This window comes from Cellulosimicrobium sp. NPDC055967 (assembly GCF_042269845.1).
GTDB lineage: Bacteria > Actinomycetota > Actinomycetes > Actinomycetales > Cellulomonadaceae > Cellulosimicrobium.
In genome coordinates this window covers 415177-440967 of record NZ_JBHJYJ010000002.1, presented here as the reverse complement: position 1 = coordinate 440967, position 25791 = coordinate 415177, and the positions used below count along the sequence as shown (strand labels likewise).

The window sequence follows — 25791 nt, the reverse complement described above, 5'->3', positions numbered from 1 at the left end:
CCGAGAAGGAACCACCGACGATGTCGTCCATCAAGCAGCTGCTGAGCGGGGGAGCGCGCCAGTTCGGCATGCTCTTCGCGCTCCTCGCCCTGATCATCTTCTTCCAGGTCGCCACGGGCGGGCGGGTCCTCACGCCGAGCAACGCGCAGAACCTGCTCAACGGCAACTCCTACATCCTCATCCTCGCCATCGGCATGGTCCTCGTGATCATCGCGGGCCACATCGACCTGTCCGTCGGGTCGGTGGCCGCGGTGACCGGCATCATCGTGGCCCTCGCGATCCGCGACTGGGGCATCCCCTGGTGGCTCGGCATCCTGCTCGGACTGAGCGTCGGGGCGGTCATCGGCGCGTGGCAGGGCTTCTGGGTCGCCTACGTCGGCATCCCCGGGTTCATCACGACCCTCGCCGGCATGATGCTCTTCCGCGGCCTCAACCAGTTCATCGGTGACTCGAACACCGTCCCCGTCCCGCAGGAGCTCCAGACGCTCGGCGGCGGCTACCTGCCCGAGTGGGGTCCGAACACGGGCCTCAACAACTCGACGCTGCTGCTCGGGATCGTCGCGATCGCGTTCGTCGTGTGGTCCGAGCTCCGCCGCCGCGCGAGCGCCCGCAAGCTCGGCGCCGAGCCGGTCCCGACCTCGGTCGCCGTGACGCGCGTCGTCCTCTTCAGCGCCGTCATCGCCTACCTCACGTACCTCTACGGGTCGGGCCGTGTCGGCACGTCGTTCCCGGTGCCCGCGCTCGTCCTGGTGCTCCTCGTCGTCGTCTACCAGTTCGTGGCGTCGCGGACCATCACCGGTCGCCACGTCTACGCGGTGGGCGGCAACCGCGCCGCGGCGGCGCTGTCCGGCGTGAACATCAAGCGCACCAACTTCTTCGTCATGATGAACATGTCGATCCTCGCGTCGCTGGCCGGGATGATCTTCATCGGCCGCTCGACGGCGTCGGGCCCCTTCGACGGCAACATGTGGGAGCTCGACGCGATCGCGGCCGTCTTCATCGGCGGCGCCGCCGTCTCCGGCGGTGTCGGCACGGTCGTCGGGTCCGTGATCGGTGGTCTGGTCATGGCCGTCCTCAACAACGGCCTCCAGCTCATGGGCGTCGGTTCCGACCTGACCCAAATCATCAAGGGCCTCGTGCTCCTCGCCGCCGTGGCGTTCGACGTCTACAACAAGGTGCAGGGTCGCCCGTCGATCATCGCGCTGATCTTCCCGTCGCGGCGCGACAAGGGCACGGGCGCCGTCACGGGCGCCGACGACCTCCAGGCCGAGGTCCCCGTCGAGGCCGGGGCCACCGCCGCCAAGGGCTGACCCGAGCACCTCTCACGTCCCACCCACCGCACGACACCCTGACCGCATCCGACGACGGATGCCCGACAAGAAAGTGGTACCCATGAAGAAGCTCACCACGACGCTCCTGGCGCTCACCGCCGCGAGCGCGCTCGTGCTCAGCGGCTGCTCCTCCGACCGCGGGGGCGAGTCGGGTGGCGGAGAGACGTCCGGTGGCGGCGAGTCCGCGGCGGCCGGCTTCGAGGAGGGCGCGACCATCGGCGTGGCGCTCCCGCAGAAGACGTCGGAGAACTGGGTGCTCGCCGAGCAGCTGTTCAACGACGGCCTGACCGAGGCCGGCTTCAAGCCGATCGTCCAGTTCGCCAACGGCGGCGTCTCGGAGCAGCAGAGCCAGATCGACGCCATGGTCGAGCAGGGCGCGAAGGTCATCATCGTCGGCGCCGTCGACGGGTCGCAGCTCGGCAGCCAGCTCAAGAACGCCAAGGACAACGGCGCGACCGTGATCGCCTACGACCGTCTCGTGAAGAACACGGACGCCGTCGACGAGTACATCGCGTTCGACAACTTCCAGGTCGGCGTCCTCCAGGGCGAGGCGCTGCTCCAGGGCCTGGCCGAGCGCAAGGGCGAGGGCCCGTACAACATCGAGCTCATCGCCGGCTCGTCCGACGACGCGAACTCGACGCCGTTCTTCGAGGGCGCCATGAGCGTGCTCGACCCGAAGATCGAGGACGGCACGCTCGTCATCCCGTCCGGCCAGACCTCGTTCGAGCAGGTCTCGACGCAGGGCTGGAAGGCCGAGAACGCGCAGAAGCGCATGGACACCGTGCTCTCGGGCAGCTACTCCGACAAGGAGCTCGACGGCGTCCTGTCGCCGAACGACACCCTCGCTCGCGCGGCGCTCACGTCGGCCAAGCAGGCCGGCAAGGAGACCCCGGTCATCACCGGTCAGGACTCCGAGGTCGAGTCGGTCAAGTCGATCGTCGCGGGCGAGCAGTACTCGACGATCTACAAGGACACGCGCAAGCTCGTCGAGGAGTCGATCAACGCGGTGAAGGCGCTCCAGGCGGGCGAGGAGCCGGAGATCAACGACACCGAGTCCTACGACAACGGCGTCAAGGTCGTCCCGGCCTTCCTCCTCGAGCCGATCATCGTCACGCAGGAGAACGCGGCCGAGGTCTACGCGGGTGACCCCACCCTCGAGGAGCTCACCAAGTGACCCGTTCGCTCTGAGCGACCGGGAGACGGCGGCGTACCGGCACGCCGCCGCGCGACGGCCCCCGTCACGTCCTCGGACGTGGCAGGGGCCGCCGTCGTGCAGGGGAGCGGTGCCGGTCGCCGGGGAGCCCGGGGCGGCGACGGCTCAGCGGAAGACGACGGTGCGGTGCCCGTCCAGGAGCACGCGGTGCTCCGCGTGCCAGCGCACCGCGCGCGCCAGCGTCTGGCGCTCGACGTCCTCGCCGATCGCGACGAGGTCCTCGACCCGGCGCGAGTGGTCGACGCGCTCGACGTCCTGCTCGATGATCGGGCCCTCGTCGAGGTCGCCCGTCACGTAGTGCGACGTCGCACCGATGAGCTTGACGCCCCGGTCGTGCGCCTGCGCGTACGGGCGGGCGCCCTTGAAGCTCGGCAGGAACGAGTGGTGGATGTTGATGATGCGCCCCGGCATCTCGCGGCACAGCTCGTCCGAGAGGATCTGCATGTAGCGCGCGAGGACGACGAGCTCGACGTCGAGCTCCGTCACGAGCCCGCGCAGGCGCGCCTCGGCGTCGGCCTTGGTGTCCCGGGTCACGGGGACGTGGTGGAACGGCTTGCCGTAGAACGTCGCGATGTCCTCGAGGTCGCGGTGGTTGCCGACGACGCCGACGACCTCGATGGGCATGCCCTGCGAGCGCTCGCGGTAGAGCAGGTCGACGAGGCAGTGCGGCGCCTTGGAGACCATGAGCAGCGTGCGGACGCGACGCCCGACGGCGTCGAGCTGCCACGTCATCGCAAACCGCGCCGCGACCTCCTCGACCGCGCGCTCGATCTCGGCGCGCTCCGCGGCGGCCTCGACCTGCACGCGCATGAAGAACAGCCCCGAGAGCGGGTCGCCGAACTGCTGCGACTCCGTGATGTTGCCCCCGAGCCGGGCGAGCGCGCCGGCGACGGCGTGGACGATCCCCGGCCCGTCCGGGCACGAGAGCGTGAGGACCCAGTGCGTGGGGTCGCCGGTCGGGGGCTGCGCGGTGCGGAGCGCCGAGGTGTCGGGGACGTCGGCGCCACGGGGATCTGTCGTGGACACCCCTCAGAGGGTAGCCGCGTCTCGGCGGCGAGGAGGCCGCCGTTCGGCCGGACATCATCCGGGCACGCGCGGTCGCGCCGTGCGATGTCTGACACCATGTCCCCATGAACGACGCGCAGATCACGACCCGCCTCGTCGACGACGCGGAGGCCGGTGAGCTCCTGACCCTGCGGCGGGCGGCGTTCGTCACCGAGGCGCAGCTCTACCAGGACCCCAACATCCCCCCGCTGACCCAGACCCTCCACGAGCTGCGCGAGGACCTCGCGCGCGAGGACGTCGTGACGATCGGGGCGTGGCTCGGCCCGCGCCTGGTCGGCTCGGTCCGCGTCGAGATCGAGGACAGCAAGGCGACGCTCGGGCGGCTCGCGGTCGCGCCGGACATGCAGGGCCGCGGCATCGGTACGCAGATGCTCTTCGAGGTGCTGCCGTACCTCCCGGAGCAGACCACGGAGATCTGGGTCTTCACGGGCAAGGACTCCAAGCAGAACCTCGCGATGTACACCAAGCACGGGTACGAGGAGCAGTACGACAAGGCCGCCGGCGACCTCACCTACACCTACCTGCGCCGCATCCTCGGCGAGGCCGAGGCGCGCAACGAGTCCGACGCCGTCGGGCAGGAGTAGCGGGCGACGGGCGAGAGCCCGGGGCTCGCCCGCGGGCCGTGCGCTAGGATCGACGCGTCGCGACTGGCGCCGCCCGGTGGATCTCCGCCCGGGCAGGGTGGATCACCACCGGGGAGCGACACGCTGTGCAGACGACGGGTCGTTCGCCTGGGCCCCGGGTCACCCCCTGGTGGGGCGTACCCGGCGAGCCGGGAACGTGACCACCGACGACACACTGCCAAGCACCCGCGGAGGAGACGCCATGAGCGCCCAGCCAGCCGACAACGTCCTCGACACCCCGCTCGCCGAGCTCGACCCCGAGATCGCGGCCGTCCTCGACGGGGAGCTCGCGCGCCAGCGCGACACCCTCGAGATGATCGCGTCCGAGAACTTCGTGCCCCGCGCCGTCCTGCAGGCGCAGGGCTCCGTGCTCACCAACAAGTACGCCGAGGGCTACCCGGGCCGCCGCTACTACGGCGGCTGCGAGCAGGTCGACATCGCGGAGAACCTCGCGATCGCGCGCGCCAAGGAGCTGTTCGGCGCCGAGCACGCCAACGTCCAGCCGCACTCGGGCGCCACGGCCAACGCAGCCGTCCTCCACGCGCTCATCAACAAGGGCGACAAGATCCTCGGCCTCGAGCTGGCGCACGGCGGCCACCTCACGCACGGCATGAAGATCAACTTCTCCGGCAAGCTCTACGACGTCGCGGCGTACGGCGTGGACCCGCAGTCGTACCGCATCGAGATGGACGAGGTGCGCAAGCAGGCCCTCGAGACGCGTCCCGACGTCATCATCGGCGGCTGGTCCGCGTACCCCCGTCACCTCGACTTCGCGGCGTTCCGCGAGATCGCCGACGAGGTCGGCGCGAAGCTCTGGGTGGACATGGCGCACTTCGCGGGCCTCGTGGCCGCGGGCCTGCACCCGTCCCCGGTGCCGTACGCCGACGTCGTCTCCTCCACGGTCCACAAGACGATCGGCGGCCCGCGCTCCGGCTTCATCCTGAGCAAGGAGGAGTACGCCAAGAAGATCGACTCCGCCGTGTTCCCGGGCCAGCAGGGCGGCCCGCTCATGCACGTCGTCGCCGCCAAGGCCGTGTCGTTCAAGATCGCGGGCTCGGACGACTTCCGCGACCGCCAGGAGCGCACGCTGCGCGGCGCGAGCATCATCGCCGACCGCCTCGCCCAGGCCGACGTGGCCCAGGCCGGCGTCTCCGTCCTCACGGGCGGCACCGACGTGCACCTCGTGCTCGTCGACCTGCGCCACTCCGCGCTCGACGGCCAGCAGGCCGAGGACCTCCTGCACGAGGTCGGCATCACCGTGAACCGCAACGCCGTGCCGTTCGACCCGCGCCCCCCGCGCGTCACGTCCGGCCTGCGCATCGGCACGCCCGCGCTCGCGACCCGCGGCTTCGGCGACGCCGAGTTCACCGAGGTCGCCGACATCATCGCGATCGCCCTGCGCGAGGGTGCCGCGGCCGACGCCGACACGCTGCGCGCCCGCGTGCAGAAGCTCACGGCCGACTTCCCGCTGTACCCGGGCCTCCACCAGTGACCGCGCAGATCCTCGACGGCAAGGCGACCGCCGCCACCATCAAGGCCGAGCTCAAGGACCGCCTCGCGGTCCTCGCCGGGAAGGGCGTCGTGCCCGGCCTGGGCACGCTCCTGGTCGGTGACGACCCGGGCTCGCAGTGGTACGTCGCGGGCAAGCACCGTGACTGCGCCGAGGTCGGCCTGTCCTCGATCCGCGAGGACCTGCCCGGCGACGCGACGCAGGAGGAGATCGAGGCCGCGGTCCGCCGCCTCAACGAGGACCCGGCCTGCACGGGGTACATCGTGCAGCTCCCGCTCCCGAAGGGCATCGACACCAACCGCGTGCTCGAGCTCATCGACCCGGCCAAGGACGCCGACGGACTGCACCCGACCAACCTCGGGCGCCTCGTCCTGCGCGTCAACGAGGAGGTGACCTCGCCGCTCCCGTGCACGCCGCGCGGGATCATCGAGCTCATCGAGCGGCACGGGATCTCCCTCGCGGGCAAGGAGGTCGTGGTCGTGGGCCGCGGCGTGACGGTCGGCCGCTCGATCGGCCTGCTGCTCACGCGCCGGGCCGTCAACGCGACCGTGACGCTCACGCACACCGGGACGACCGACCTCGCGGAGCTCGTGCGCCGCGCCGACGTCGTCGTCGCGGCGGCGGGCGTCCAGGGCATCATCACGCGCGACATGGTCAAGCCGGGCGCGGTCGTCATCGACGTCGGCGTCTCGCGCGAGGTCGACCCCGAGACGGGCAAGAGCCGGGTCGTCGGGGACGCCGCGCCCGACGTCGCCGAGGTCGCGGGCTGGATCTCGCCGAACCCCGGCGGGGTCGGGCCCATGACGCGCGCGATGCTCCTCGCGAACGTCGTCGACGCGGCGGAGCGCGCCTCCGTCTGACCTCTCCCAGGGCGCGGTCGTGGATCACCACGGCCGCGCCCTGCGGCGTTCCCGGGGCGGCTCGCAGGCGCTAGTCTGCGCGGGTGACGAGGGCGCGCATCGCGACGACGGCGGCGTACGCCGTGCAGGGCTTCGGGTTCGCCGTGGTGCTCACCAGCATCCCCGGGTACAAGGAACGGCTCGGCATGGGCGACGACGTCGTCACGCTCGTCGTGCTGGGCGTCTGCGTCTTCGCCGGGCTGGGCAGCGCGCTGTCCGGCGTCGTGGCGGCGCTGCGCGGCGCGCGCGCCGTGGTCGTGGGCGGCCTGTTGCTCGCGGCGCTCGCGGTGGCGGGCGTCGGGCTCGCGCCGTCGTGGCCGGCGTTCTTCGTGGCGATCGGGCTCTACGGGCTTGCGCTCGGCGCCGTCGACGCCGCGATGAACATGCTCGGGATCGACGTCGAGCGCGCGCACGGGCGCAGCCTGCTCGCGTCGTTCTTCGCCGCGAACGCCGCCGGCGGCGTGCTCGGCGCGCTCGCCGTGTCGGGCAGCGCGCTCGTCGGGCTCGGCCAGCCGGTCGCGCTCCCGCTCGTGGCGCTCCTCGTGGCCGCGGGCGCCGTCTGGCTCGCGCTACGGCTGCCCGACGGCGGCACCACCGTCCCGGGCGCCGTGGCCCCGGGCGGGACTCCGGGCACCGAGCGGCCGACCGAGGCGGGCCCGGTAGCGGTCGGGGTCGCGGACGACGGCCGCGGCGTGGCAGCGCTCGGGACCGTGCCGTGGGTCGCGGCGGGCACGATCGCGCTGCTCGGCGCGGGGATGCTCGCGTTCCCCGTCGCCGACTCGGCCGTGTCGAGCTGGAGCGCGACGTTCCTGCGCGACGTCCTCGCGGCGAGCGCCGCCGCCGCACCCCTGGGGTACGCGGCGTACCAGGCGGCCCTCATCGTGTAGCGGCTCGTCGGCGACGGCCTCGTCGAGCGTCTCGGCCGGGTGCGTGTCGTGCGGCTGGGCGGCACGCTCGGCGCCCTCGGGTTCGTCGCGGTGGCGGCGGCCCCCGCCTGGCCCGTCGCGGTGCTCGGCCTCGCGGCGACCGGGCTCGGGCTCGGCGTCGTCGCGCCCCTCGCCTTCTCGGCGATCGGGGACCGGGCCCGCGAGGCGGTGGCGGCAGGCTCGGTGAGCACCGGGCCCGCGACCTCGGGCGGTCGCGTCGAGGACGCCGTCGGGGTCGACCGGGTCGTCGAGGACGTGCTCGTCGACGTGGACGCGGGCGTGGCTCCGGTCGAACCTTCCGCCGGGATCGTCGCGACGGTCACGGACCGTGCGGTCGCGCGCCTCAACGTCTTCACCTACGCGGGCGCGGTGCTCGGCGGCGTGCTCACGGGCGTCTTCGCGACCGCCCACCACCTCCGGGTCGGGTTCGTCGTCCTCGCCGTGCTCGCCGCGGTGTCGGCGGTGCTCGCCGGCGCGTTCCGGCCCGCCCGCGTCGCCCTCGTGAGCGTGAGCGAGACCACGCCGCCCGCGTGACGAGAGGGAGCCGTCCTGTCGGTGGCGTGTGATGGGATGGCCGGCGTGCCGCGGCCGTCCTGGCAGCCGCGCGCGACCGTCATCGAGGGAGGACGAGCCCACTTGCTCACCATCGCCACCGCCAACGTCAACGGCATCCGTGCCGCCTACCGCCGCGGGATGGACGCCTGGATCGCGTCCCGGACGCCCGACGTCCTCCTGCTCCAGGAGGTCCGCGCCCCCGACTCGATCGTGAACGACTTCCTCGACGGGTGGCACGTCGCGCACCAGGCGTGCGACATCAAGGGCCGGGCCGGCGTCGCCGTCGCGTCCCGGCTGCCCGTCTCGGCGGTGCGCGTCGGGCTGGGCGCCGGCGAGCCGGAGCCGCCCGTCGACACGGGCCGCTGGGTCGAGGCGGACCTCGAGCTGCCCGACGGCGGTCGCCTCACCGTGATCTCCGCGTACATCCACTCCGGCACCGTGAGCCAGCCGGAGACGATGGTCGCGAAGTACGCCTACCTCGAGAAGGTCACTGCGCGCCTGCGCGAGCTCGCGGCCACGGGGGAGAAGGTGGTCCTGGCGGGCGACCTCAACATCGCGCACCACAACGTCGACATCAAGAACTGGCGCGGCAACCTCAAGAGCGCCGGCTTCCTGCCGGAGGAGCGCGCGTACGTCGACACCTGGCTCGGCCAGATCGGCCTCGTCGACCTCGGCCGCGTCCACGGCGGCGAGGGCCCCGGCCCGTTCACGTGGTGGTCGTGGCGCGGGCGCGCGTTCGACAACGACTCGGGCTGGCGCATCGACTACCAGCTCGCCACGCCGTCGCTCGCCGAGCGCGCCGTCAAGGTCGAGGTCGACCGCGCGCCGTCGCACGACGAGCGCTGGAGCGACCACGCCCCGCTCGTCGTCACCTACGACCTCTGAGACGTCCCGGCCCCGCCGAGCACGACACGAGGGTCGTCCTGCGGCACATGGCGACCCTCATGTCGTGCTCGGCGGTGCGTGAGGTCGTGTCGGGTCAGGCGACGCGCTCGGCCGGTGCGGACGGGGTCGCGAGGAGGAAGCCGGGGGCGCCGAGGCCCTCACGCTCGAACGCCGCGCGGACGGCGTCGGCGACGGCCTCGACCTGGTCGGCGCGGACGAGCGCGATCGCGGAGCCGCCGAACCCGCCGCCGGTCATGCGCGCACCGAGGGCGCCGGCGACGCGCGCGGCGTCCACGGCGACGTCGAGCTCGACGCTCGAGACCTCGTAGTCGTCGCGCAGCGACGCGTGCGACGCGTTCATGAGCGGCCCGACGGCGTCGGGGCGGCCGTCGCGCAGGAGCGCGACGAGATCGCGCACGCGGCCGATCTCCGTGACGACGTGACGCACGCGGCGGCGCGCGACGCCGTCGGCCAGCTTCTCCAGGGCGACGGCGAGGGTGCCGGTGGGGTCGTCGCTCGCGGCGACGGCGTCCGCGAGCTCGCGCAGGGAGCCCAGCCCGAGCGTGCGGGCGGCGTCCTCGCACGTCGCGCGCCGCGCCGCGTACTGGCCGTCGACGAGCCGGTGCTCGGCGCGCGTGTCGACGACGAGCAGGGCGAGGCCCGCGGCGTCGAGGTCGAACGGGACCTGCTCGGCGGACTCGACCGGGTCGAGCCCGGGCCGGCAGTCGAGGAGGAGCGCGTGCCCGGCGTGCGCGCGCAGGGACGCGGACTGGTCCATGCCGCCCGTCGGCGCGCCCGCGATCTCGTTCTCGGCGCGGACGCTCGCGGCGGCCAGGGCGGCGCGGCCGGCGTCGGTCGCGGCCAGGCCCAGCCCGGCGACGTCGTCGAGCGCGACCGCGACCGCGCACTCGAGCGCGGCCGACGAGGAGAGCCCGGCGCCGAACGGGACGCTCGAGTCGACCGCCGCGTCGAAGCCCGTGATCGCGCCGGGGTCGGCGCCCTGGGCGACGAGGTGCTCCCGCAGGGCCCAGGCGACGCCCGCGACGTACGAGCCCCAGCCCGCGACCGTGCCCGGCGCGACGTCGTCGAGCGTCGTCGTCCACGTCTCGCCGGGCGCCTGGGCCGACGCGAGCCGGATGACCGAGTCCGTGCGCGGGCGCAGCGCGACGAACGTGCGGTGGGGGAGCGCGATCGGCAGGCACAGGCCCGCGTTGTAGTCGGTGTGCTCGCCGATGAGGTTGACGCGGCCGGGCGCCGCCCAGACGTGGACGTCGTCCTCGTGCTCGCGGGCGGTCTCGGCACGGGGGGCGGCCGCGTCGGCCCCGAACGCGGTGGCGAAGACCGCGCGAGCCCGGGCCGCGCCGTCGTCGTCGGACCACGAGCGGACCCACCCGCGCGCCGCGCTCGACGGGGCGAGCTCCTGGAGCCGCGCCGCGATCCGCTCGGGCGTCGTGTCGCTGATCCACGCGCCCATGCCGGACTCCGAGCCGGCGAGGTACTTGAGCTTGCCCGGCGCGCGCAGGACGGAGAAGACCTGGAGGTGCAGCCGGGCGAGCGTCACGTCGTCCGTGCCCCCGTCCGCGACGGAGCGGCCCTCGTGCGCCGGCGCCTGGTGCCACGCGGCGATGTAGGGGAGCGGGATGGGGTCGCCGTCGGCCGTCTCGAAGAACCGGTCGAGGCGGCGCAGGAGCTCGAGGTAGGCGGTCGCGAGGTCGTCGCGCTCGGCGTCGGTGAGGGCCGGAAGGTCGGGCACGTCGCGTCGCGGGGCGAGGTGGACCTCGACGGGCCAGCGCGCCGCGAACGGCACGTAGGCGACCCAGTGCTCGGTCTCGAGCACGACGCGGCGCCCGTCCGCGAGCTCGGAGTCGAGGACGTCGCGCAGCAGGCTTCGGCCCGTGCTGCGGTGGTGCTCGCGCGCCTCGTCGAGCAGCGCCCGCGTGCGGGGCGTGACGTAGGGGTAGCCGTAGATCTGCCCGTGCGGGTGGTGCAGCGTGACGCCGATCTCCTGGCCCCGGTTCTCGAAGCAGAAGACCTGCTCCACGCCCGGCTCGGCCCCGAGGGCGGCGGTACGGTCGGCCCACGCGTCGATGATCGTGCGCACGCGCTGCGGCGAGAGCGCGCCGAACGACGTGCGGTGGTCGCTCGAGAAACACACGACCTCGCACCGGCCCGCAGCCGGGGCGTGGAGCTGGAGCGGCGCGTCCGCGACGACGGCGTCCTCGACCCCGGGGACCCGCTGCAGCGACGGGAAGCGGTTCTCGAAGACGACGACGTCGTAGTCGGTGTCCGGGACCTCGCCGTCGGAGTACGCGGCGCCGGGGCGCGCGGGGCACAGCGGGCACGAGTCGGCCGCGGGGAGGAACGTGCGGTTCATCCGGTGCGCGGCGAGCGGGACCCAGTCGCCCGTGAGGGGGTCGCGGCGCATCTCGGGGCCGACGTACGGGCGCGGGGTCCCGTCGGGGCCGGGCACCGGGGCGAACCGGTCGGGCAGCGGCCGCGGGTCGTCGAGCCGACGTGAGCGTTCACCCGAGACGTACGCGGGCGAGTCGTCGAAGTAGACGAGCTCGCGGCCGTCGGCGAGGTGGGTCGAGGTGCGGCGCAGGTGCGGGTTCATGCGTGCGGTGTTCCGATCGCGGTGCGGTGGGGGAGGAGGCGGCTGCGGTCCGCCGTCAGGTGACGACGAGCTGCTCGACGAGGTCCTGGACCCGCGCGCGCTGGTCCTCGGCGAGCCCGGCGTCGGTGATGAGGACGTCCACGTCGGCGAACGTCGCGAAGACGCGCAGCCCGGTCGTGTGCCACTTCGTGTGGTCGGCGAGGACGACGGTGCGCCCCGCGGACTCGATGAGCGCGCGGTTGGTCGCGGCCTCGTCCAGGTTCGGGGTCGTGAGCCCGATCTCCGGGTCCACGCCGTGCGCGCCGACGAACGCGAGGTCGACGCGCAGGCCCGCGAGCGCGGACTCGGCGAGCGGGCCGACGAGCGCGTCGGACGGGGTGCGGCTGCCGCCGGTGAGGATCGTCTCCAGGCGCGGGTCGTTCGCCCGGTGCAGGATCTCGGCGACCGGGAGCGAGTTCGTGACCACCGTCAGGGGGCGCAGCGCGGGGTCCGCGGCGATGCGGGCCGCGAGCAGGTGCGTCGTCGTGCCGGCGCTGAGCGCCACCGACGCGTTCGCGGTGATGAGCCGGGCGGCGGCCGTCGCGATGGCCTCCTTCTCCGCGGCCTCGCGCGAGCTCTTGGCGGCGAAGCCCGGCTCGTGCGCGGTCGTGTGCGGGGCGACGGCGCCCCCGTGGACCTTGCGGACGAGGCCCTGGTCGGCGAGCTCGACGAGGTCGCGCCGGATCGTCATGTCCGACACCCCGAGCTCTCGGGTCAGGTCGCCGATGCGGACCGCGCCGTGGTCCCGGATCTCCGCGAGGATGCGCTCCTGGCGCTGTGAGGCGAGCATGCGAACAGTATTGTCCACATCGCCGAGAAATCCAACACGATCAAACACGACCAAACATCGTGTTGCTTGCGCGCAGGCTGACGACGACGGATCGCCCGGCGGGACGCCCGGTCAGGCACTCGTCCCGACCGGGCGACCCGGGCGACCACTCGGGCGACCCGTGCGGTCAGGTCCCGCCGCGGAGCGCCGCGATCGGCTCGATCGCCGCGGCCTTGAGCGCGGGGTAGGTGCCGGCGAGGAGGCCGACCACGCCGCCGAGGAGCGCCGCCCCGACGGCCATGCGGACGTCGAGGATCGGCGTCCACTCCTGCACCACGGAGACGACGACCACCGCGATCACGCCCAGCGCGGCCCCGACGAGGCCGCCCAGCAGCCCGACGACGACCGACTCCACGACGAACTGCGCGCCGATGTCGCGCCGGGTCGCCCCCAGGGCGCGCCGCAGCCCGATCTCGCCGACCCGCTCCATGACGGAGAGCAGCGTGATGTTGGCGATCCCCACCCCGCCGACGAGGAGCGCGATGCCGCCGAGCGCGAGGAAGATCGCGTTGACGTCCGCCTGGACGTTCTCCCGCAGCGCCGAGCCCGACGTGGGCGCCTTGACCACGAAGCCCTCCGGGGCGTTGGGGTCCAGCGCGACGGGCGCCTGCCGGGCCACGACGCTCCCCGCGCCCGTCGCGATCCGCAGCTGCAGCTCCTCCGGGGCGCCGACCCCGAAGTCGGCACGCGCCGTGCCGGCGGGGAGGATCACGGCGTCCAGCAGGTCGGTACGGCGCTGCACGTCGTCGACGATCCCCATCACCGTGTACGACCGCTCGCCCACGAAGACCGACGGCTGGCGGTCCACGCGGTTGATCCCGAGCCGCTCGGCCGCCCGGGCACCGAGGACCGCGACGCGGTCGGCGCGCGCGTCGTGCCCGGCGTCGAAGAACCGACCGGTGACGACCTCGCCCCGCACGGCGCCCAGGAGCCCCGGCGTCGCGGCGACGACGTCCGGGCTCGCCTGGGCGGCGACCGACGGGTCGTTGACGGGCACCGCCGTGACGGAGGCCCCCGCGACGTCCACGGCCGCGACCGCCCCCGCCTCCTCGACGCCCGCGAGGCGCAGCACGCGCTCGGGGCCGTCCCACGGAAGCTGCGCGACGGCGCGCTCCTCGCCCGACATGAGCGTCGTCGTCTTCGGCTCGACGACGACCTGCGTCGCCGCGACCGCGTCGAACTGCTTGCTGATCTGCCCGGCGGCGGTCTGCGCGAGGCCGACCGTCACGACGACGGACGCGATCCCCAGGACGGTCCCGAGCACGGTGAGCAGGAGCCGGCCGGGCCGCGCGGCGATCCCGTGCGCCGCCTCGGAGAACAGGTCGCGCGCGCCGAAGCGGTCGCGCCCGCGCACGCGCAGCCGGACGTCGCGCCCGGGACGCTCCGCGCCCCGTCGACGGGCGTGCCGGACCCGGTCCCACGGCGCCCTCACCGGTCCAGCTCCTCGAGCCGGCCGTCCGCGATCCGCACGCGCCGCTGGGCGCGCGCGGAGACGACCGGGTCGTGCGTGATGACGGCCAGCGTGAGCCCGTCCCCGTGGAGCTCGTCGAACAGGTCCATGACCTCCGCCGAGTTCGTCGAGTCGAGGTTGCCCGTGGGCTCGTCCGCGAGCAGCAGGTGCGGCGCGGCCACGATCGCCCGGGCGACCGCGACCCGCTGGCGCTCGCCGCCGGAGAGGGTGGTCGGGTGGAACGTCGTCCGGTGCGTGAGGTGCACTCGTTCGAGCGCCGTGCGGGCCCGCTCCTCCCGCTCCCCGCGCGGCACGCCGCTGTACAGGGTCGCGAGCAGGACGTTGTCGAGCACGGTGCGCTGCGGCAGCAGGTGGAAGGACTGGAAGACGAAGCCGATCCGACCGCCGCGCAGGCCCGAGCGCACCGACTCCGACGCGCTCCCGGTCGGGACGCCGTCGAGCAGGTACTCGCCCGACGTCGGGCGGTCGAGGAGGCCCAGGATGTTGAGCAGCGTGGACTTGCCCGAGCCCGACGGGCCGATGATCGACACGTACTCGCCGGGGTCCACGCGCAGGCTCACGCCGCGCAGCGCGTCCACCCGGGGCGGGCCCGGGAAGCTGCGCGACACGTCGACGAGGTCGACGACCGCGGCGGGCGCGCTCCCGGCGTCGGCACCGTCCGCGGCCGCGTCCGTCGACCTCGTGCCGTCGGGCGCTCCCGGGGCCACCGCGTCGGGGCCGCCGCCGGGGTCGGTCCCCGGGAGCCCCAGCTCGGTCCAGGTCACTCGCCGACCACCACCAGGTCGCCCTCGTCGAGCTCGCCGTCGGCGGAGACGATCTCGACGAACCCCTGCGCCGCGAGCCCCGTCTCGACGTCCACGAGCTCGGTCGTCGCGTCGTCGCCCGACCCGCGCCGGACCTCGACGCGCGACTCGCCCCCCGGCCCCGCGGTGAGCGCCGCGAGCGGGACGGCGAGCACCTCGCCCCCGGTCGAGCTGACCGGGACGCGGATGCGCACGTTCTGGCCCTGCAGGGCGGTGACCTGCTCGGGCGTGAGGGCGTCGGGCGCCAGCGAGACGGTGAAGCGACCGGCGCCGCCGCTCTTCTCCTCGCCCTCGCCCTCGCCGTCCTTCGCGGCCGACGCGGGCTCGACGGCCGTCACGGTCGCCGTCGCCTCGGAGTCGTCCGGCAGCGTGAGCGTCGCTGCGGCTCCCACCTCGAGCAGCTCGGCGTCGGACGCCGCCGCCGACGCCTCGAGCACGAGCGTCGCCCCGGACACGGACATGACCGGCCCCTCGATCGTGCTGCCCCGCTCGACCTGCACCTCGTCCACGCGGCGGGGCAGACCGGCGAGGAAGAGGACCTCGCTCGCCGGCAGCGCCGTGAGGGTCTGGGTCCGCGCCTCCTCGAGGGCCTCCTGCGCGTCGGCGAGCTGCCGCCGCGCCGACTCGACGCCCGCGCTCTCCGCCGCCGTCTGGCGCGGGCGGTCGAGCTCGGCCCGCTGCGCCTGGGCGAGCCGGAGCTCGTCCTGCGCGCCCGCGACGTCGCCGCCCTCGGCCTGCGCCGCCGCCACCGCGCGCTCCGCGGCACGGACTGCGTTGTCGGCCTGCAGCTTCTCCACGTCGCTCGCCCCGGTCTGCGCCGCCGCGAGCGCGGCGCGCGCCCCCTCGAGCGCGTCCTCCGCCGCGCGCACGCCCTCGCGCGCGCTCGACAGCGCGAGCGCGGCCTCCTCCGCGGCCGACGGCGCCGGGTAGCCGACCTGCGCGTAGAGCTTCTCGACGGCGGTGGCCGTCGCGGCGTCGTACAGGTCGCTGTCGGCGCGCCCCGGGTCGATGCCCACGGCACCGAGCGCCGCCTTGAGCTGGAGTACGTCAGGACCGGAGACCCCCACGCGCAGCGACCGGTACGCCGGGAGCTCGCCCGGGAGCACGATCACGGGGCGCCCCGCGATCTCCAGCGCGACGCCCGCCGCGCCCAGCTCAGCGCCGACCTCGGGGACCTGCCCCGTGACGACCGCGGGACCACCCAGGTCGCCGGTCTCGATCTTCACCGACACCGCGTCGTCGTACGTCGCGTCCGCGCGCAGCGTCACGTCGTTCGCGAGCGTCCGCCGCTCCACGGGCACGGTGATGAGGCCCGCCTCGGGAGGCTCGGCGTCGGCGGCCGCCTGCGCCGGCGAGACGACGAGCCGGCTGAGCACGATGCCGGCCACCAGGCTGAGGACCGCGACGCCCGCGACGAACCACACCAGGCGGTGCCCCGTCAGCGAGAGCCGACGGCGCCCGAGACCGTCCTGCGGGTCCGGATCCGCGGGGTCCTTCGTCGCCGGGTCGAGGAGCCGGGTGTCGTCCACGCTCACCGCTGCGCCTCCGCCATGAGGTCGCGGATCGTCTCCAGCTCCGCCTGGTGCTCCTCGACGAAGGTCGTCTCGAGGTCGACCTGGACGTCCAGGTGCACCTCCTGGTAGCCGACCTCCTTCTGGCAGGCAGCGTCGGCGACGGCGGTGTCCCGCTCGAGGGTCTTGGCCGCCTCGAGGGTCTCCTCGCTCGGTCCCTCCGGGTCGGAACCCTCCCACAGCGCGTTCGAGCGCTCCATCATGTCGTCCATCGCCTCCTGCGGGGAGGCGTAGCCGGTGAAGCCCGCGTCAGCCATGCACCCGGCCCACGCCGTGTCGACCTCCTTGAGGCGCGGATCCGCGGCGATGTCCTCGTAGAGCTGGGTCGTCGCCTCGTTGAACGCCGTCATCTCCTCGCTCTCCCAGAGGGCGTTCTGGTCGCCGTAGACCTCCTCCTGCGCGGCACCCTGGCAGCCGGCCTGGCTCGGGTCGTACTCCGGCATCTCCTCGTCCTCGTCGTACTCCATGCTCGCCATGTCGCCGTAGAGCGCCTCGTAGTAGGCGTTCTGCTCCGACTCGGACATGGCCTCCACGTACTCCTGGTTCGGGTCGACCCAGGCGTCCATCTCCGCCTGCTCCTCCGCGGACGGCTCCTCGTAGAGGGTGAAGCCGTACCCGTACTCCGCCGCGTACTGCTCCGGGTCGCGCTCGGCGTCCTCCTCGGACGTGAAGCTCATCCCGGTCTGGTCGACCGGCTGGTACTCGAACCCCTGCTCGGTCATGCAGCGGGCGGTCGCCTCCTCGATCTCCCGCTGCTCCGCCTGCATCTTCTCCTCGTCCCAGTCCCCGTAGACGTCCTCGAAGAAGGCGTTCAGCGGGCTGTCCGCCTCGGCGGTCGACGGGTCGGCGCCCGACGAGCACGCCCCGAGCAGGAGCGCACCCCCCAGCACCATCGCGGTGGTGGTGGCGCGAGCCGTGAGTCGTCGTGTCATGTCCTGCATCCCCTGTCTGGTGTTCCTGGCTGTGGGCGGAGCGGTCGAGCACGACGGACGTCGTCGTGACGGTCGGTCAGTAGCGGATCGCGTCGATCACCTTGACGCGGACGGCGACGAGCGCCGGGAGGAGGCCCGCGAGCGCGCCGATCCCGACGGCGGCGAGCATCCCGGTCACCGCGGCGGAGAACGGGAAGCCGGGGGCGTCCTGGACGGCCGAGCCCATGAGCGCGTCGAGCGGGAGGTTGTGCAGCGCGACGACCGCGACGGTCACGCCCAGCACTCCCGCGACGGTCGTCGCGACGACGCTCTCCATCATCACGGAGAAGAAGACGCGGCCCGAGCTCGCCCCGAAGCTGCGGCGGATCCCGATCTCGCGGATCCGGTACCGCACGGTGACGAGCGCGATGTTGACGAGGCCGAGGCCGCCGAGCAGGAGCGCGATCACGCTGACGCCGAGCACGACCCAGCGGATCGCGCCGTCGACGACGCCGTAGCTCGCCGAGTCCGACCGGTAGACCTCGGCCTGCGTGCCGCTGAGAGCCCCGGCGACGTCGCGCTGGATCGCCTCGACGAGCCCGTCGGCGAGCTCGTCGGGGACCCACAGCTCGAGCCGTGGCGGGCCGGTCATCTCCAGGGACTCCGGGGTGACCCAGGCCGACTGGGCGTCCACGAGGACGTAGGCCTGCGGTTCGGCCTGCGGCCAGTCGTCGGGGAACGCCCCGACGACGGTCGCGACCACCGGGTTGTCGCCCCCGATCGTGACGGTCGGGTGCTCGGCCACGGTCACACCGCCGAGCGCGTCGAGGAACGCCTGGTTGACGACGAGCGCGGGCGCGAGGCGGTCGGCGTCGGCATCGGTGAACCACCGGCCCGACGTCACCTCGAAGCGGTGCATCGTGGCCCAGTCGGCCTCGACGCCGGTCGTGTACACCTCGCGCGTGCCGTCGGGGAAGCGGACGGGCGCGGGCGCGTCGCGCAGCATCGACGAGTAGCCGATCGCGTAGCGCTCGACGACCTCGTCGAACACCCGCTCGTACTCCTCGGGCGCGGGCATGACGCTCCCGCCCTCGCCGGTCGGCCAGGCCGACACCTGGAGGGTGGCGGCGCGACCGCCCCAGCGGTCGTTCTGCTCGGCGGAGACCTGGCGCAGCATCTCGCCGGCCGCGGAGATCGCCGTGATCGCGCAGACCGCGACCGCGACGCCGACGAGCGCGAGCAGGACGCGGACCTTGTGGACCCGCAGCTCGTCCCACGCCTCGAGGACGGCGCCGACGACCCCGGTCACGCCGCGTCCCCTGCCCGCGGGACGGAGCCGCGCGAGGCGACCAGCGGGCGGGCGACGTGCTCCGCCTGGTCGTCGCCGGCCTCCAGCGCGGGCGCGGCGACGCCGTCCGCCCCGGGCCCGTAGGGGCCTGCGGCGTCCTCGGTCCCGGGGCGCGCGCCCGGGGCGTCGAGCGCCGCGAGCGACCCGGCGCTGCGCGCGCTGATGGCGATCGGGGTGAGCACGCCGTCGGCGAGCCGGAACTGGCGGGCTGCGCGCGACGCGACCGCGAGGTCGTGCGTGATGGCGATGAGGGCCGACCCGTTCTCGCGCGCGATCGTGTCGAGCAGGTCCATCACCTCGCTGCCCGTGTCGACGTCGAGCGCGCCCGTGGGCTCGTCGGCGAGGATCACGCGGGGCACGCGCACGAGCGCGCGGGCGATGGCGACGCGCTGCTGCTCGCCGCCCGAGAGCTTCTCCGGGCGGGTGTCGAGGCGGTCGCCGAGGCCGACGCGGTCGAGCATCTCCGCGGCCAGCGTCCTGCGCTGCCAGAACTGCCGGCCGCGCGCGTACAGCAGCGGGGCGACGACGTTCTCGAGCGCCGTGCGGCCCTGGAGGAGGTTGAACTGCTGGAAGACGAACCCGAAGTCCGTCCCGCGGCGACGCGCCCGGGCGCGTCCGGAGAGCCGGCCGATGGGGACGCCGTCGAGCAGGTACTCGCCGCCGGTCGGGGTGTCGAGGAGCCCGAGGATGTTGAGCAGGGTGGACTTGCCGGTGCCCGACCGCCCGACGATCGAGACGTGCTCGCCGGCGTCGACGGTCAGGTCGATGCCGCGCAGGATCTCCAGCTCGCGGTCGTCGGGGAGGAGGACGGAGCGGGCGACCCCGCGCAGCTCCAGGAGGCTCATCCCCCGATCACCTCGCCGGTCATCGGGTCGAGGACCGGCACGACGTCCTGGCCGGGCACGAACTCCAGGACCTCGTCGCCCTCGGCGAGGCCCTCGGTGACCTGGACGACGCTGCCGTCGGTGATGCCGAGCGTGACCGCGCGCTCCTCGGGCTCGCCGTCGGTGCCGACGACCCACACCTTGCCCTGCTCGACCCGGCCGAGCACCGCCGTCACGGGCACGACGAGGGCGCCCTCGACCGAGCCGGCGGTGATCTCGAGCTCGGCGGCGAGCCCGGCGAAGACGGTGACGTCGCCCGGGACGGCGCACGTGACGCTCGCCGAGGTCGTACCCGCGGCGGGGTCGCTCGCGCCCTCCTCGGGCGTCCCGGCGGGAGCCGCGGCGGTGCCCATGCGCAGGTTCGTGCAGGTGAACGGCGCGGGCCCCCCGGTGACGGTGACCGTCGCCTCGGTCGGGATCTGGAGCAGGCGGAACTGCTGCTCGGCGACCATGCTGCCCGTGACGGAGAGCGTCCCGGGGGAGACCGACGCGAAGTCCTCACCGACGGCGACCTCCTGGTCCTTCAGGGCCGTGAACGTGGCGACCGTGCCGGCGGTGGTGGCCGTCACGGTCTCCTTCGTCACCTTCGGCCGACGCTCGGTGACCGTGACCTCGCCGGTCTCGGGGTCGGTCTTCGTCACCGGCTCCTGCGGCTCCGTGAGTGTCACCTCGAGCAGGGGCGCACCGGCCTCGACGACGTCGCCGGGCTTGGCGTGCACCGCCGTCACGACGCCGCGCTGCGTGACCTTCTGCGGCGCGGCCGGGTCGGCGACGATCTGCCCGGTCAGGGTGACGGTGTTGGTGACGTCGCCCGTGGTCACGGCGACGCGCGGCTCGACGAGCTCCGCGGAGGGCGCGGCCGGGTCGGCGGGTGGCTCGGGCGCCGACCGGAAGGCGATCACGGCGAGCGCGGCGGCGATGACCCCCCAGACGACGATGCGGAGGGCGGGGAAGACGATCCGGCGGGTGATACCCACGTGCGGGCTCCTGGGCGACGGTGGCGGGACGACGGTGACGGTCGGCGAGCGGGTGCTGCTGGCGGCGGGCGGCGTGGACGCCCGGCCCGAGGCTAGGGCGTGCGGAACGGGGGTGTCGTCATCCCTGGGGAGGAGTTCCGTCGCGATCTCTCCACCCGGAGGTCACCGCCCGGTAACGGGCGAAGCGTGCCCTGAGAGGGCGACCGGGAGTGCACGAGGGCGTGTCGAGGCGTATGAGGGCAGGGCAGAGCGGCGACGACGCCACGGAATGATCCCCCTCACCGGCCCGACGGCCGTCCCCCTGACGAGATGCGGGCGAGACTATACCGTGGCGCGGAGAAAAGACAGGGGTCCTGCGGGAGGACGTGGCGGGTGCCCGGCACGGCCCCGGGCGCCCCGGTCGGACGCCCCGGCACGCGGCGCCCGGGGCCCCGGCTGGGAGGCGTCAGACGACCGTGACCCCGAGCGAGCGTCCCGCGAGGCCGCGCGGCCTCCGCGCGAGCCCGAGCGCGACGTCGTGCAGCGCGACGGCCGCGGGCGAACCGGGGTCGGCGAGGACCACGGGGGTGCCGCCGTCGCCCGCCTCGCGCAGCGACACGTCGAGCGGGACCTGGCCCAGGAGCGGGACGTCGGTCCCCGTGGCGCGGGACAGGTTCGCCGCGACGCGCTCGCCCCCGCCGGAGCCGAAGACCTCCAGGCGCGACCCGTCGGGCTGCTCGAGCCACGACATGTTCTCGACGACGCCGACCACGCCCTGCTGCGTCTGCGTGGCGACCGACCCCGCGCGCTCCGCGACCTCGGCGGCCGCGACCTGCGGCGTCGTGACCACGACGATCTCGCTGCCCGGCAGGAGCTGCGCCACGGAGATCGCGATGTCGCCCGTCCCGGGCGGCAGGTCGAGCAGCAGCACGTCGAGGTCGCCCCAGAAGACGTCCGCGAGGAACTGCTGGAGCGCGCGGTGCAGCATGGGTCCCCGCCACACGACCGGCTGGCCGGGCGGGACGAACATGCCGATCGAGACGACCTTCACGCCGTGCGCGATCGGCGGCAGGAGCATGTTGTCGACCCGCGTGGGCTGCCGGTCGACGCCCAGCATGCGCGGGATCGAGAACCCGTAGATGTCCGCGTCGACGACGCCGACCTCCAGGCCCTGCGCCGCGAGCGCGACCGCGAGGTTCGCCGTGACGGACGATTTGCCCACGCCGCCCTTGCCGGACGCGATCGCGTAGACCTTGGTCAGCGACCCCGGCTTCGCGAAGGGGATCTCGGGCTCGCCCACGCCGCCGCGCAGCATCGTGCGCAGCTCCGCGCGCTGCTCCGCGCTCATGACGCCCAGGTCCACGTGCACGTCCGCGACGCCGTCGACCGCGCGGACCGCGGCGGCGACGTCGCGCGAGAGGGTGTCGCGCATGGGGCACGTCGCGACCGTGAGGTCCACGCCCACCGTCACGACCGCGCCCGGCGCACCGGGCGCGACCGCGACCGAGCGGATCATGCCGAGGTCCGTGACGGGGCGGCGGATCTCCGGGTCGAGGACCGTGGTGAGGGCCTGCCGGACGGCGTGCTCGAGCGGGTCTGCAACAGGGTCGGGCATGGACCCATCGTAGGCGCGCCCGCGGCGCGGTCCGCCGGGACCTAGGTCCCGGCACGGGCGTGAGGCGCATCGCACGCCGTGGTGCGTCGAACGGGTCTACGGTGCACGGATGGACGCCCTGGCCTCCCTCGCACGGGACAGCGAGCTGTTCGGCGACGCCGTGCGCAGCGCGCCCCCGGACGCGCGCGTGCCGTCGTGCCCCGAGTGGACCGGCGCGGACCTGCTCTACCACCTCGCGGAGGTGCAGGACTTCTGGGCGCGCGTCGTCGGGCCGTCCCCCGGGCACGGCCTCGACGGCGACGACGTCACCCCGCTCGCGCGGCCGTCGTCGGACGCGGAGCTGCCCGCGCTGCTGCAGCGCTCGACGAGCCGGCTCGTCGCCGCCCTCACGGGTCGCGACCCCGACGAGCCGTGCTGGTCGTGGCACGACGACGGGCGGCACGTCGGCTGGGTCGTGCGCAGGCAGGCGCACGAGGCGCTGATCCACCGGGCCGACGCCGAGCTCACGGCCGGACGCGACGTGACCCCCGCCGACCCGGACGTCGCGGTGGACGGCGTGGACGAGGTGCTGTCGGTCATGGTCGACGGCGTGCCCGGCTGGGGCGTGTTCACGCCCGACGGCGCGACGGTGTCGGTCGTCGTGGACGGGTTCGGGGAGCGGCCCCGGAGCTGGGAGCTCGCCTTCGGTCGCTTCACCGGGACGGGACCGGAGTCCGGCACCGCGTACGACCTCGACGTCGCCCAGCTCGTCGACCTGCCGGGCTCGACCACGACGCAGGTCTCCGGCCCCGCGTGGGCGCTCGACCTGTGGCTGTGGGGCCGCGGCCCGGCCGACGGCCTGACCGTCGAGGGCGACCCGGCGCTCGCCGAGCGACTGCGCCGCATCGCGGCCGAGGGCACGCAGTAACGGCTCCGAGATCGACCCGAGCGGCCGAGATCGACCCTCGGGAGGTCGATCTGGCGACGGGCGGGTCGATCTCGCGTCAGCGGTCGGAGGGTTCGTCGTCGGGCTGGCGCGCCGACTTCTCCTCCAGCTCCTCCAGCAGGTTGCGGATCTCCGAGCGGACGAAGTCGCGCGTCGCCACCTCGCTCAGCGCGATGCGCAGGGCGGCCATCTCGCGCGCGAGGTACTCGGTGTCGGCGAGGTTGCGCTCCGCGCGCTGCCGGTCCTGCTCGGCGGTGACGCGGTCGCGGTCGTCCTGGCGGTTCTGCGCGAGCAGGATGAGCGGCGCGGCGTACGACGCCTGGAGCGAGAGCATGAGGGTGAGCGCGGTGAACCCGAACTCCGCGGAGTCGAACCGCAGGCCCTCCGGGCCCCACGAGTTCCAGATGATCCACACCGCGCAGAACACGGTGAGGTAGACGAGGAACCGGGGCGTGCCGAGGAACCGGGCGATGCCCTCGGTCGCGCGCCCGACCGCGTCCTGGTCGACCTTGACCCGCGGGATGAGGGAGCGGCGCGCGCTCTTCGGCGTGTCGAGGCGGTCAGCCACGGGTCACCCCCGTCGCGCCGCCACGGGCCGCGGGGCGCGGCAGAGACCCGGGCGCGAGCGCGGCGCGCGCGTGCTCCGTGTCCACGTCGTCGTCGCTCTCGCGCCAGTCGTCCGGCAGCATGTGGTCGAGCACGTCGTCGACGCTGATCGCGCCGAGCAGGCGCTTCTCCGCGTCGAGCACGGGGACGCACAGGAGGTCGTAGGTCGCGAGGATGCGCGTGACGCGCCCGAGCGGGGCGTCGGGCGCGACGCCCTCGACGTCGGAGTCGAGCACCGAGCCGACGGCGGCGTGCGGGGGCTCGCGCAGCAGCCGCTGGAAGTGCGCGACCCCGAGGAACCGGCCCGTCGGCGTCTCGAGCGGGGGGCGTGCGACGAACACCATCGACGCGAGCGCGGGGGCGAGGTCCTTGCGCCGGATCTGCGCGAGCGCGGTGGCGATGGTCGTCTCCGGGCCGAGCACGACCGGCTCGGAGGTCATGAGGCCGCCCGCCGTGTCCTCCGCGTAGGCGAGGAGGCGTCGCACGTCGCGAGCCTCCTCCGGCTCCATGAGCTCGAGGAGCTGGGCCGCCTGCGCCTCGGGGAGCTCGTGCAGCAGGTCGGCCGCGTCGTCGGGCTGCATCGCCTCCAGGACGTCGGCGGCGCGGTCGGTGTCGAGGCCGGAGAGGATCGCGACCTGGTCGTCCTCGGGCAGCTCCTCCAGGACGTCGGCGAGGCGCTCGTTGTCGAGCGCGCCCGCGACCTCGAGCCGGCGCGTGTCGCCCAGGTCGTGGATGACGTCCGCGAGGTCGGCGGGCTTGAGGTCGTCGTAGGCGGCCAGGAGCATGGCCGCGCCCTGCGCCTCCGTGCTGCCCGCCAGGCCGGTGACCGCCCCCACGTCCACGACGATCGCGTCGCCCCGCCGGCGCAGGCCGAGCGTGCCCTTGTGCTGCGCGCGGCGCCGCACGTACAGCTTGGTGACGAGCCAGTCGCCGGTGCGCTGCCGCTCGATCGCGAGGTCCTCGATCGTCGCCGAGCCCGACCCGTCGACGAGCTCGACCGTGCGCTCCAGGAGCTCGCCGACGGCGAGCGTCTCCATCGCGCGCTGCTCGAACCGCCGCATGTTCACCAGGCCCGTCGAGATGACCTGGCCCGCGTCGATGCTCGTGACGCGCGTGAGAGGGAGGAAGACCCGGCGCCTGCCGGGGACCTCGACGACGAGGCCCACGGCGCGGGGTGCGCCCTTGGGGCGGATGAGCACGACGACGTCCCGCACCCGTCCGACCTGGTCGCCGATGGGGTCGAACACGCTGGTCCCGGCCAGGCGCGCGACGAAGACGGTGGTGGCTGCGCTCACGCGGCCAGCCTACGCACGCGCCCCGGTCGCCGCGCGTTCCTTCCGACCTGTGGCGTCGCCCGGCGGCACGGAACGGCGGACGCGCGGGGACGCGGCCCTCGCGCGGTCCGCACGAGTAGGACAGACTGGGCGAATGAGCATGTCACGCCCGGGTGCCGTCCCCCGTGTCCCCACCCCGCCCCGTGGTGAGGAGATCGCGTCGTACGCGACCTACCTCGAGGCGCAGAAGGCGGTCGACTTCCTCTCCGACAACAAGTTCGCGGTCGAGCTCGTGACGATCGTCGGCACGGACCTCAAGATGGTCGAGCGCGTGACGGGCCGGCTCACGTACGGGCGCGTCGCGATCGCGGGAGCGGCGTCCGGCGCGTGGTTCGGGCTCTTCGTCGGCCTGCTGCTGTTCATGTTCTCCGGGCAGGGCGGCTTCGTCCTCACGGCCATCGCGATCGGCGCCGGGTTCGGCCTGCTCTTCTCCGTGCTGTCGTACGCGCTCACCCAGGGCAAGCGGGACTTCACGTCGCAGAGCCAGATCGTCGCCTCGTCGTACGGGATCCTCTGCGCGCCCGAGCGCGCGGGCGACGCGCGCCAGCTCCTGGCGCGGATGCCGGAGGGCGCGGGCGGGGTCCGCGCGCCGGCCGCCCCGGCGAACCCGACGTGGGGCACGCCCGGGGCGACCCCGCCCCCCGCCGCTCCCACGCCGACCGCCCCGGCGCCCGAGCCGCCGTCGGGCGCCGCCCCCGCGCCCACGCCCCCGGTCGCGCCGCCCGCCCGGACGCCCGACCCCCGCTGGACCACGCCGACGGGGGAGCCGCGCTACGGCGCCATGCGCCCGACGTCGGACCAGCCGGCCGACGCGCAGCCCGACGCGCAGCCCGCCCCCGGCGCGCAGCAGCCGGACCAGCCCGAGCGTCCCGCCTGAC

23 protein-coding genes, 1 pseudogene and 1 riboswitch are annotated in these 25791 nt (G+C 74.2%); of the genes and pseudogenes, 10 read left to right on the top strand and 14 right to left on the bottom strand.

All coding sequences use genetic code 11. The annotated features are described in order from the left end of the window. Positions 1 to 20 precede the first annotated feature (20 nt). Both mmsB and ACFC2L_RS04755 read left to right on the top strand, forming a co-directional pair. A complete protein-coding gene (mmsB, locus tag ACFC2L_RS04760) occupies positions 21 to 1310 on the top strand; it encodes a multiple monosaccharide ABC transporter permease (RefSeq protein ID WP_375823143.1) in 1290 nt (429 codons plus the stop codon). An 82-nt stretch (positions 1311 to 1392) separates the two neighbouring features. Next, a complete protein-coding gene (locus ACFC2L_RS04755; RefSeq protein ID WP_375823142.1) occupies positions 1393 to 2505 on the top strand; it encodes a substrate-binding domain-containing protein in 1113 nt (370 codons plus the stop codon). Positions 2506 to 2649: 144 nt separating this feature from the next. Here the strand turns inward: ACFC2L_RS04755 and purU are convergent, their stop codons facing one another. Continuing rightward, positions 2650 to 3570, bottom strand: a complete 921-nt coding sequence (gene purU / locus ACFC2L_RS04750) for a formyltetrahydrofolate deformylase (protein WP_375823141.1) — start codon at positions 3568 to 3570, stop codon at positions 2650 to 2652. Between the two features lie 104 nt (positions 3571 to 3674). Between purU and ACFC2L_RS04745 the strand changes: the two genes are divergently transcribed. The 6 genes from ACFC2L_RS04745 (at position 3675) to ACFC2L_RS04720 (ending at position 9007) form a co-directional block, all read left to right on the top strand. Continuing rightward, positions 3675 to 4193 carry a GNAT family N-acetyltransferase gene (locus ACFC2L_RS04745; protein ID WP_205205356.1) on the top strand — a complete coding sequence of 173 codons (519 nt, stop codon included), beginning with the start codon at positions 3675 to 3677 and terminating at the stop codon, positions 4191 to 4193. A 49-nt stretch (positions 4194 to 4242) separates the two neighbouring features. Then, positions 4243 to 4353: riboswitch (ZMP/ZTP riboswitch) on the top strand. An 81-nt stretch (positions 4354 to 4434) separates the two neighbouring features. Then, complete coding sequence (glyA, locus tag ACFC2L_RS04740; protein WP_375823140.1) at positions 4435 to 5724, top strand: serine hydroxymethyltransferase; 1290 nt, start codon at positions 4435 to 4437, stop codon at positions 5722 to 5724. Further along, complete coding sequence (locus tag ACFC2L_RS04735) at positions 5721 to 6602, top strand: bifunctional methylenetetrahydrofolate dehydrogenase/methenyltetrahydrofolate cyclohydrolase (RefSeq protein WP_375823139.1); 882 nt, start codon at positions 5721 to 5723, stop codon at positions 6600 to 6602. The genes glyA and ACFC2L_RS04735 overlap by 4 nt, the downstream gene beginning before the upstream one ends. Positions 6603 to 6685: 83 nt before the next feature. Next, positions 6686 to 7528 carry an MFS transporter gene (locus ACFC2L_RS04730; RefSeq protein WP_375823138.1) on the top strand — a complete coding sequence of 281 codons (843 nt, stop codon included), beginning with the start codon at positions 6686 to 6688 and terminating at the stop codon, positions 7526 to 7528. A 39-nt stretch (positions 7529 to 7567) separates the two neighbouring features. After that, a complete protein-coding gene (locus tag ACFC2L_RS04725) occupies positions 7568 to 8101 on the top strand; it encodes a hypothetical protein (RefSeq protein ID WP_375823137.1) in 534 nt (177 codons plus the stop codon). A 102-nt stretch (positions 8102 to 8203) separates the two neighbouring features. Beyond that, on the top strand, positions 8204 to 9007 hold the full coding sequence (locus tag ACFC2L_RS04720; protein WP_375823136.1) for an exodeoxyribonuclease III: 804 nt from the start codon (positions 8204 to 8206) through the stop codon (positions 9005 to 9007). A gap of 94 nt (positions 9008 to 9101) precedes the next feature. Here ACFC2L_RS04720 and galK read toward each other — a convergent pair whose 3' ends face one another. The 11 genes and pseudogenes from galK to ACFC2L_RS04665 all read right to left on the bottom strand — a co-directional run bounded on the left by galK (position 9102) and on the right by ACFC2L_RS04665 (position 22048). Then, positions 9102 to 10445 carry a galactokinase gene (gene galK, locus ACFC2L_RS04715; protein WP_375823177.1) on the bottom strand — a complete coding sequence of 448 codons (1344 nt, stop codon included), beginning with the start codon at positions 10443 to 10445 and terminating at the stop codon, positions 9102 to 9104. Next, a pseudogene (galT, locus tag ACFC2L_RS04710) lies at positions 10419 to 11621 on the bottom strand (galactose-1-phosphate uridylyltransferase); the annotation flags it as partial. The gene galK and the pseudogene galT, both read right to left, overlap by 27 nt. 55 nt (positions 11622 to 11676) lie before the next feature. Beyond that, positions 11677 to 12450, bottom strand: a complete 774-nt coding sequence (locus tag ACFC2L_RS04705; protein ID WP_375823135.1) for a DeoR/GlpR family DNA-binding transcription regulator — start codon at positions 12448 to 12450, stop codon at positions 11677 to 11679. Positions 12451 to 12616: 166 nt separating this feature from the next. Beyond that, on the bottom strand, positions 12617 to 13849 hold the full coding sequence (locus ACFC2L_RS04700) for an ABC transporter permease (protein ID WP_375823176.1): 1233 nt from the start codon (positions 13847 to 13849) through the stop codon (positions 12617 to 12619). A 68-nt stretch (positions 13850 to 13917) separates the two neighbouring features. Then, a complete protein-coding gene (locus tag ACFC2L_RS04695) occupies positions 13918 to 14568 on the bottom strand; it encodes an ABC transporter ATP-binding protein (RefSeq protein WP_375823175.1) in 651 nt (216 codons plus the stop codon). Between the two features lie 152 nt (positions 14569 to 14720). Continuing rightward, positions 14721 to 16298: a hypothetical protein gene (locus tag ACFC2L_RS04690; protein WP_375823134.1), complete on the bottom strand. Its 1578-nt coding sequence runs from the start codon at positions 16296 to 16298 to the stop codon at positions 14721 to 14723. After that, positions 16295 to 17266, bottom strand: coding sequence for a hypothetical protein (locus ACFC2L_RS04685; protein WP_375823133.1), 972 nt, complete (start codon positions 17264 to 17266; stop codon positions 16295 to 16297). The genes ACFC2L_RS04690 and ACFC2L_RS04685 overlap by 4 nt, the downstream gene beginning before the upstream one ends. A gap of 76 nt (positions 17267 to 17342) precedes the next feature. Next, on the bottom strand, positions 17343 to 18554 hold the full coding sequence (locus tag ACFC2L_RS04680) for an ABC transporter permease (RefSeq protein WP_375823132.1): 1212 nt from the start codon (positions 18552 to 18554) through the stop codon (positions 17343 to 17345). Then, positions 18551 to 19438, bottom strand: a complete 888-nt coding sequence (locus ACFC2L_RS04675) for an ABC transporter ATP-binding protein (protein WP_375823131.1) — start codon at positions 19436 to 19438, stop codon at positions 18551 to 18553. The genes ACFC2L_RS04680 and ACFC2L_RS04675 overlap by 4 nt, the downstream gene beginning before the upstream one ends. Then, entirely contained in the window at positions 19435 to 20454 is a 1020-nt protein-coding gene (locus ACFC2L_RS04670) for a secretion protein HlyD (protein WP_375823130.1), read from the bottom strand. The genes ACFC2L_RS04675 and ACFC2L_RS04670 overlap by 4 nt, the downstream gene beginning before the upstream one ends. Positions 20455 to 20899: 445 nt before the next feature. Next, complete coding sequence (locus ACFC2L_RS04665) at positions 20900 to 22048, bottom strand: Mrp/NBP35 family ATP-binding protein (protein ID WP_375823129.1); 1149 nt, start codon at positions 22046 to 22048, stop codon at positions 20900 to 20902. Between the two features lie 109 nt (positions 22049 to 22157). Between ACFC2L_RS04665 and ACFC2L_RS04660 the strand changes: the two genes are divergently transcribed. After that, a complete protein-coding gene (locus ACFC2L_RS04660) occupies positions 22158 to 22955 on the top strand; it encodes a maleylpyruvate isomerase N-terminal domain-containing protein (protein ID WP_375823128.1) in 798 nt (265 codons plus the stop codon). Between the two features lie 76 nt (positions 22956 to 23031). Here ACFC2L_RS04660 and ACFC2L_RS04655 read toward each other — a convergent pair whose 3' ends face one another. Together ACFC2L_RS04655 and ACFC2L_RS04650 are read right to left on the bottom strand one after the other, a co-directional pair. After that, complete coding sequence (locus ACFC2L_RS04655; protein ID WP_253050923.1) at positions 23032 to 23541, bottom strand: DUF1003 domain-containing protein; 510 nt, start codon at positions 23539 to 23541, stop codon at positions 23032 to 23034. Then, entirely contained in the window at positions 23534 to 24874 is a 1341-nt protein-coding gene (locus ACFC2L_RS04650) for a magnesium transporter MgtE N-terminal domain-containing protein (RefSeq protein WP_375823127.1), read from the bottom strand. The genes ACFC2L_RS04655 and ACFC2L_RS04650 overlap by 8 nt, the downstream gene beginning before the upstream one ends. A 133-nt stretch (positions 24875 to 25007) precedes the next feature. Here ACFC2L_RS04650 and ACFC2L_RS04645 point away from each other — a divergent pair, with 133 nt between their 5' ends. Then, positions 25008 to 25790, top strand: coding sequence for a general stress protein (locus ACFC2L_RS04645; RefSeq protein WP_375823126.1), 783 nt, complete (start codon positions 25008 to 25010; stop codon positions 25788 to 25790). Position 25791 lies beyond the last annotated feature (1 nt).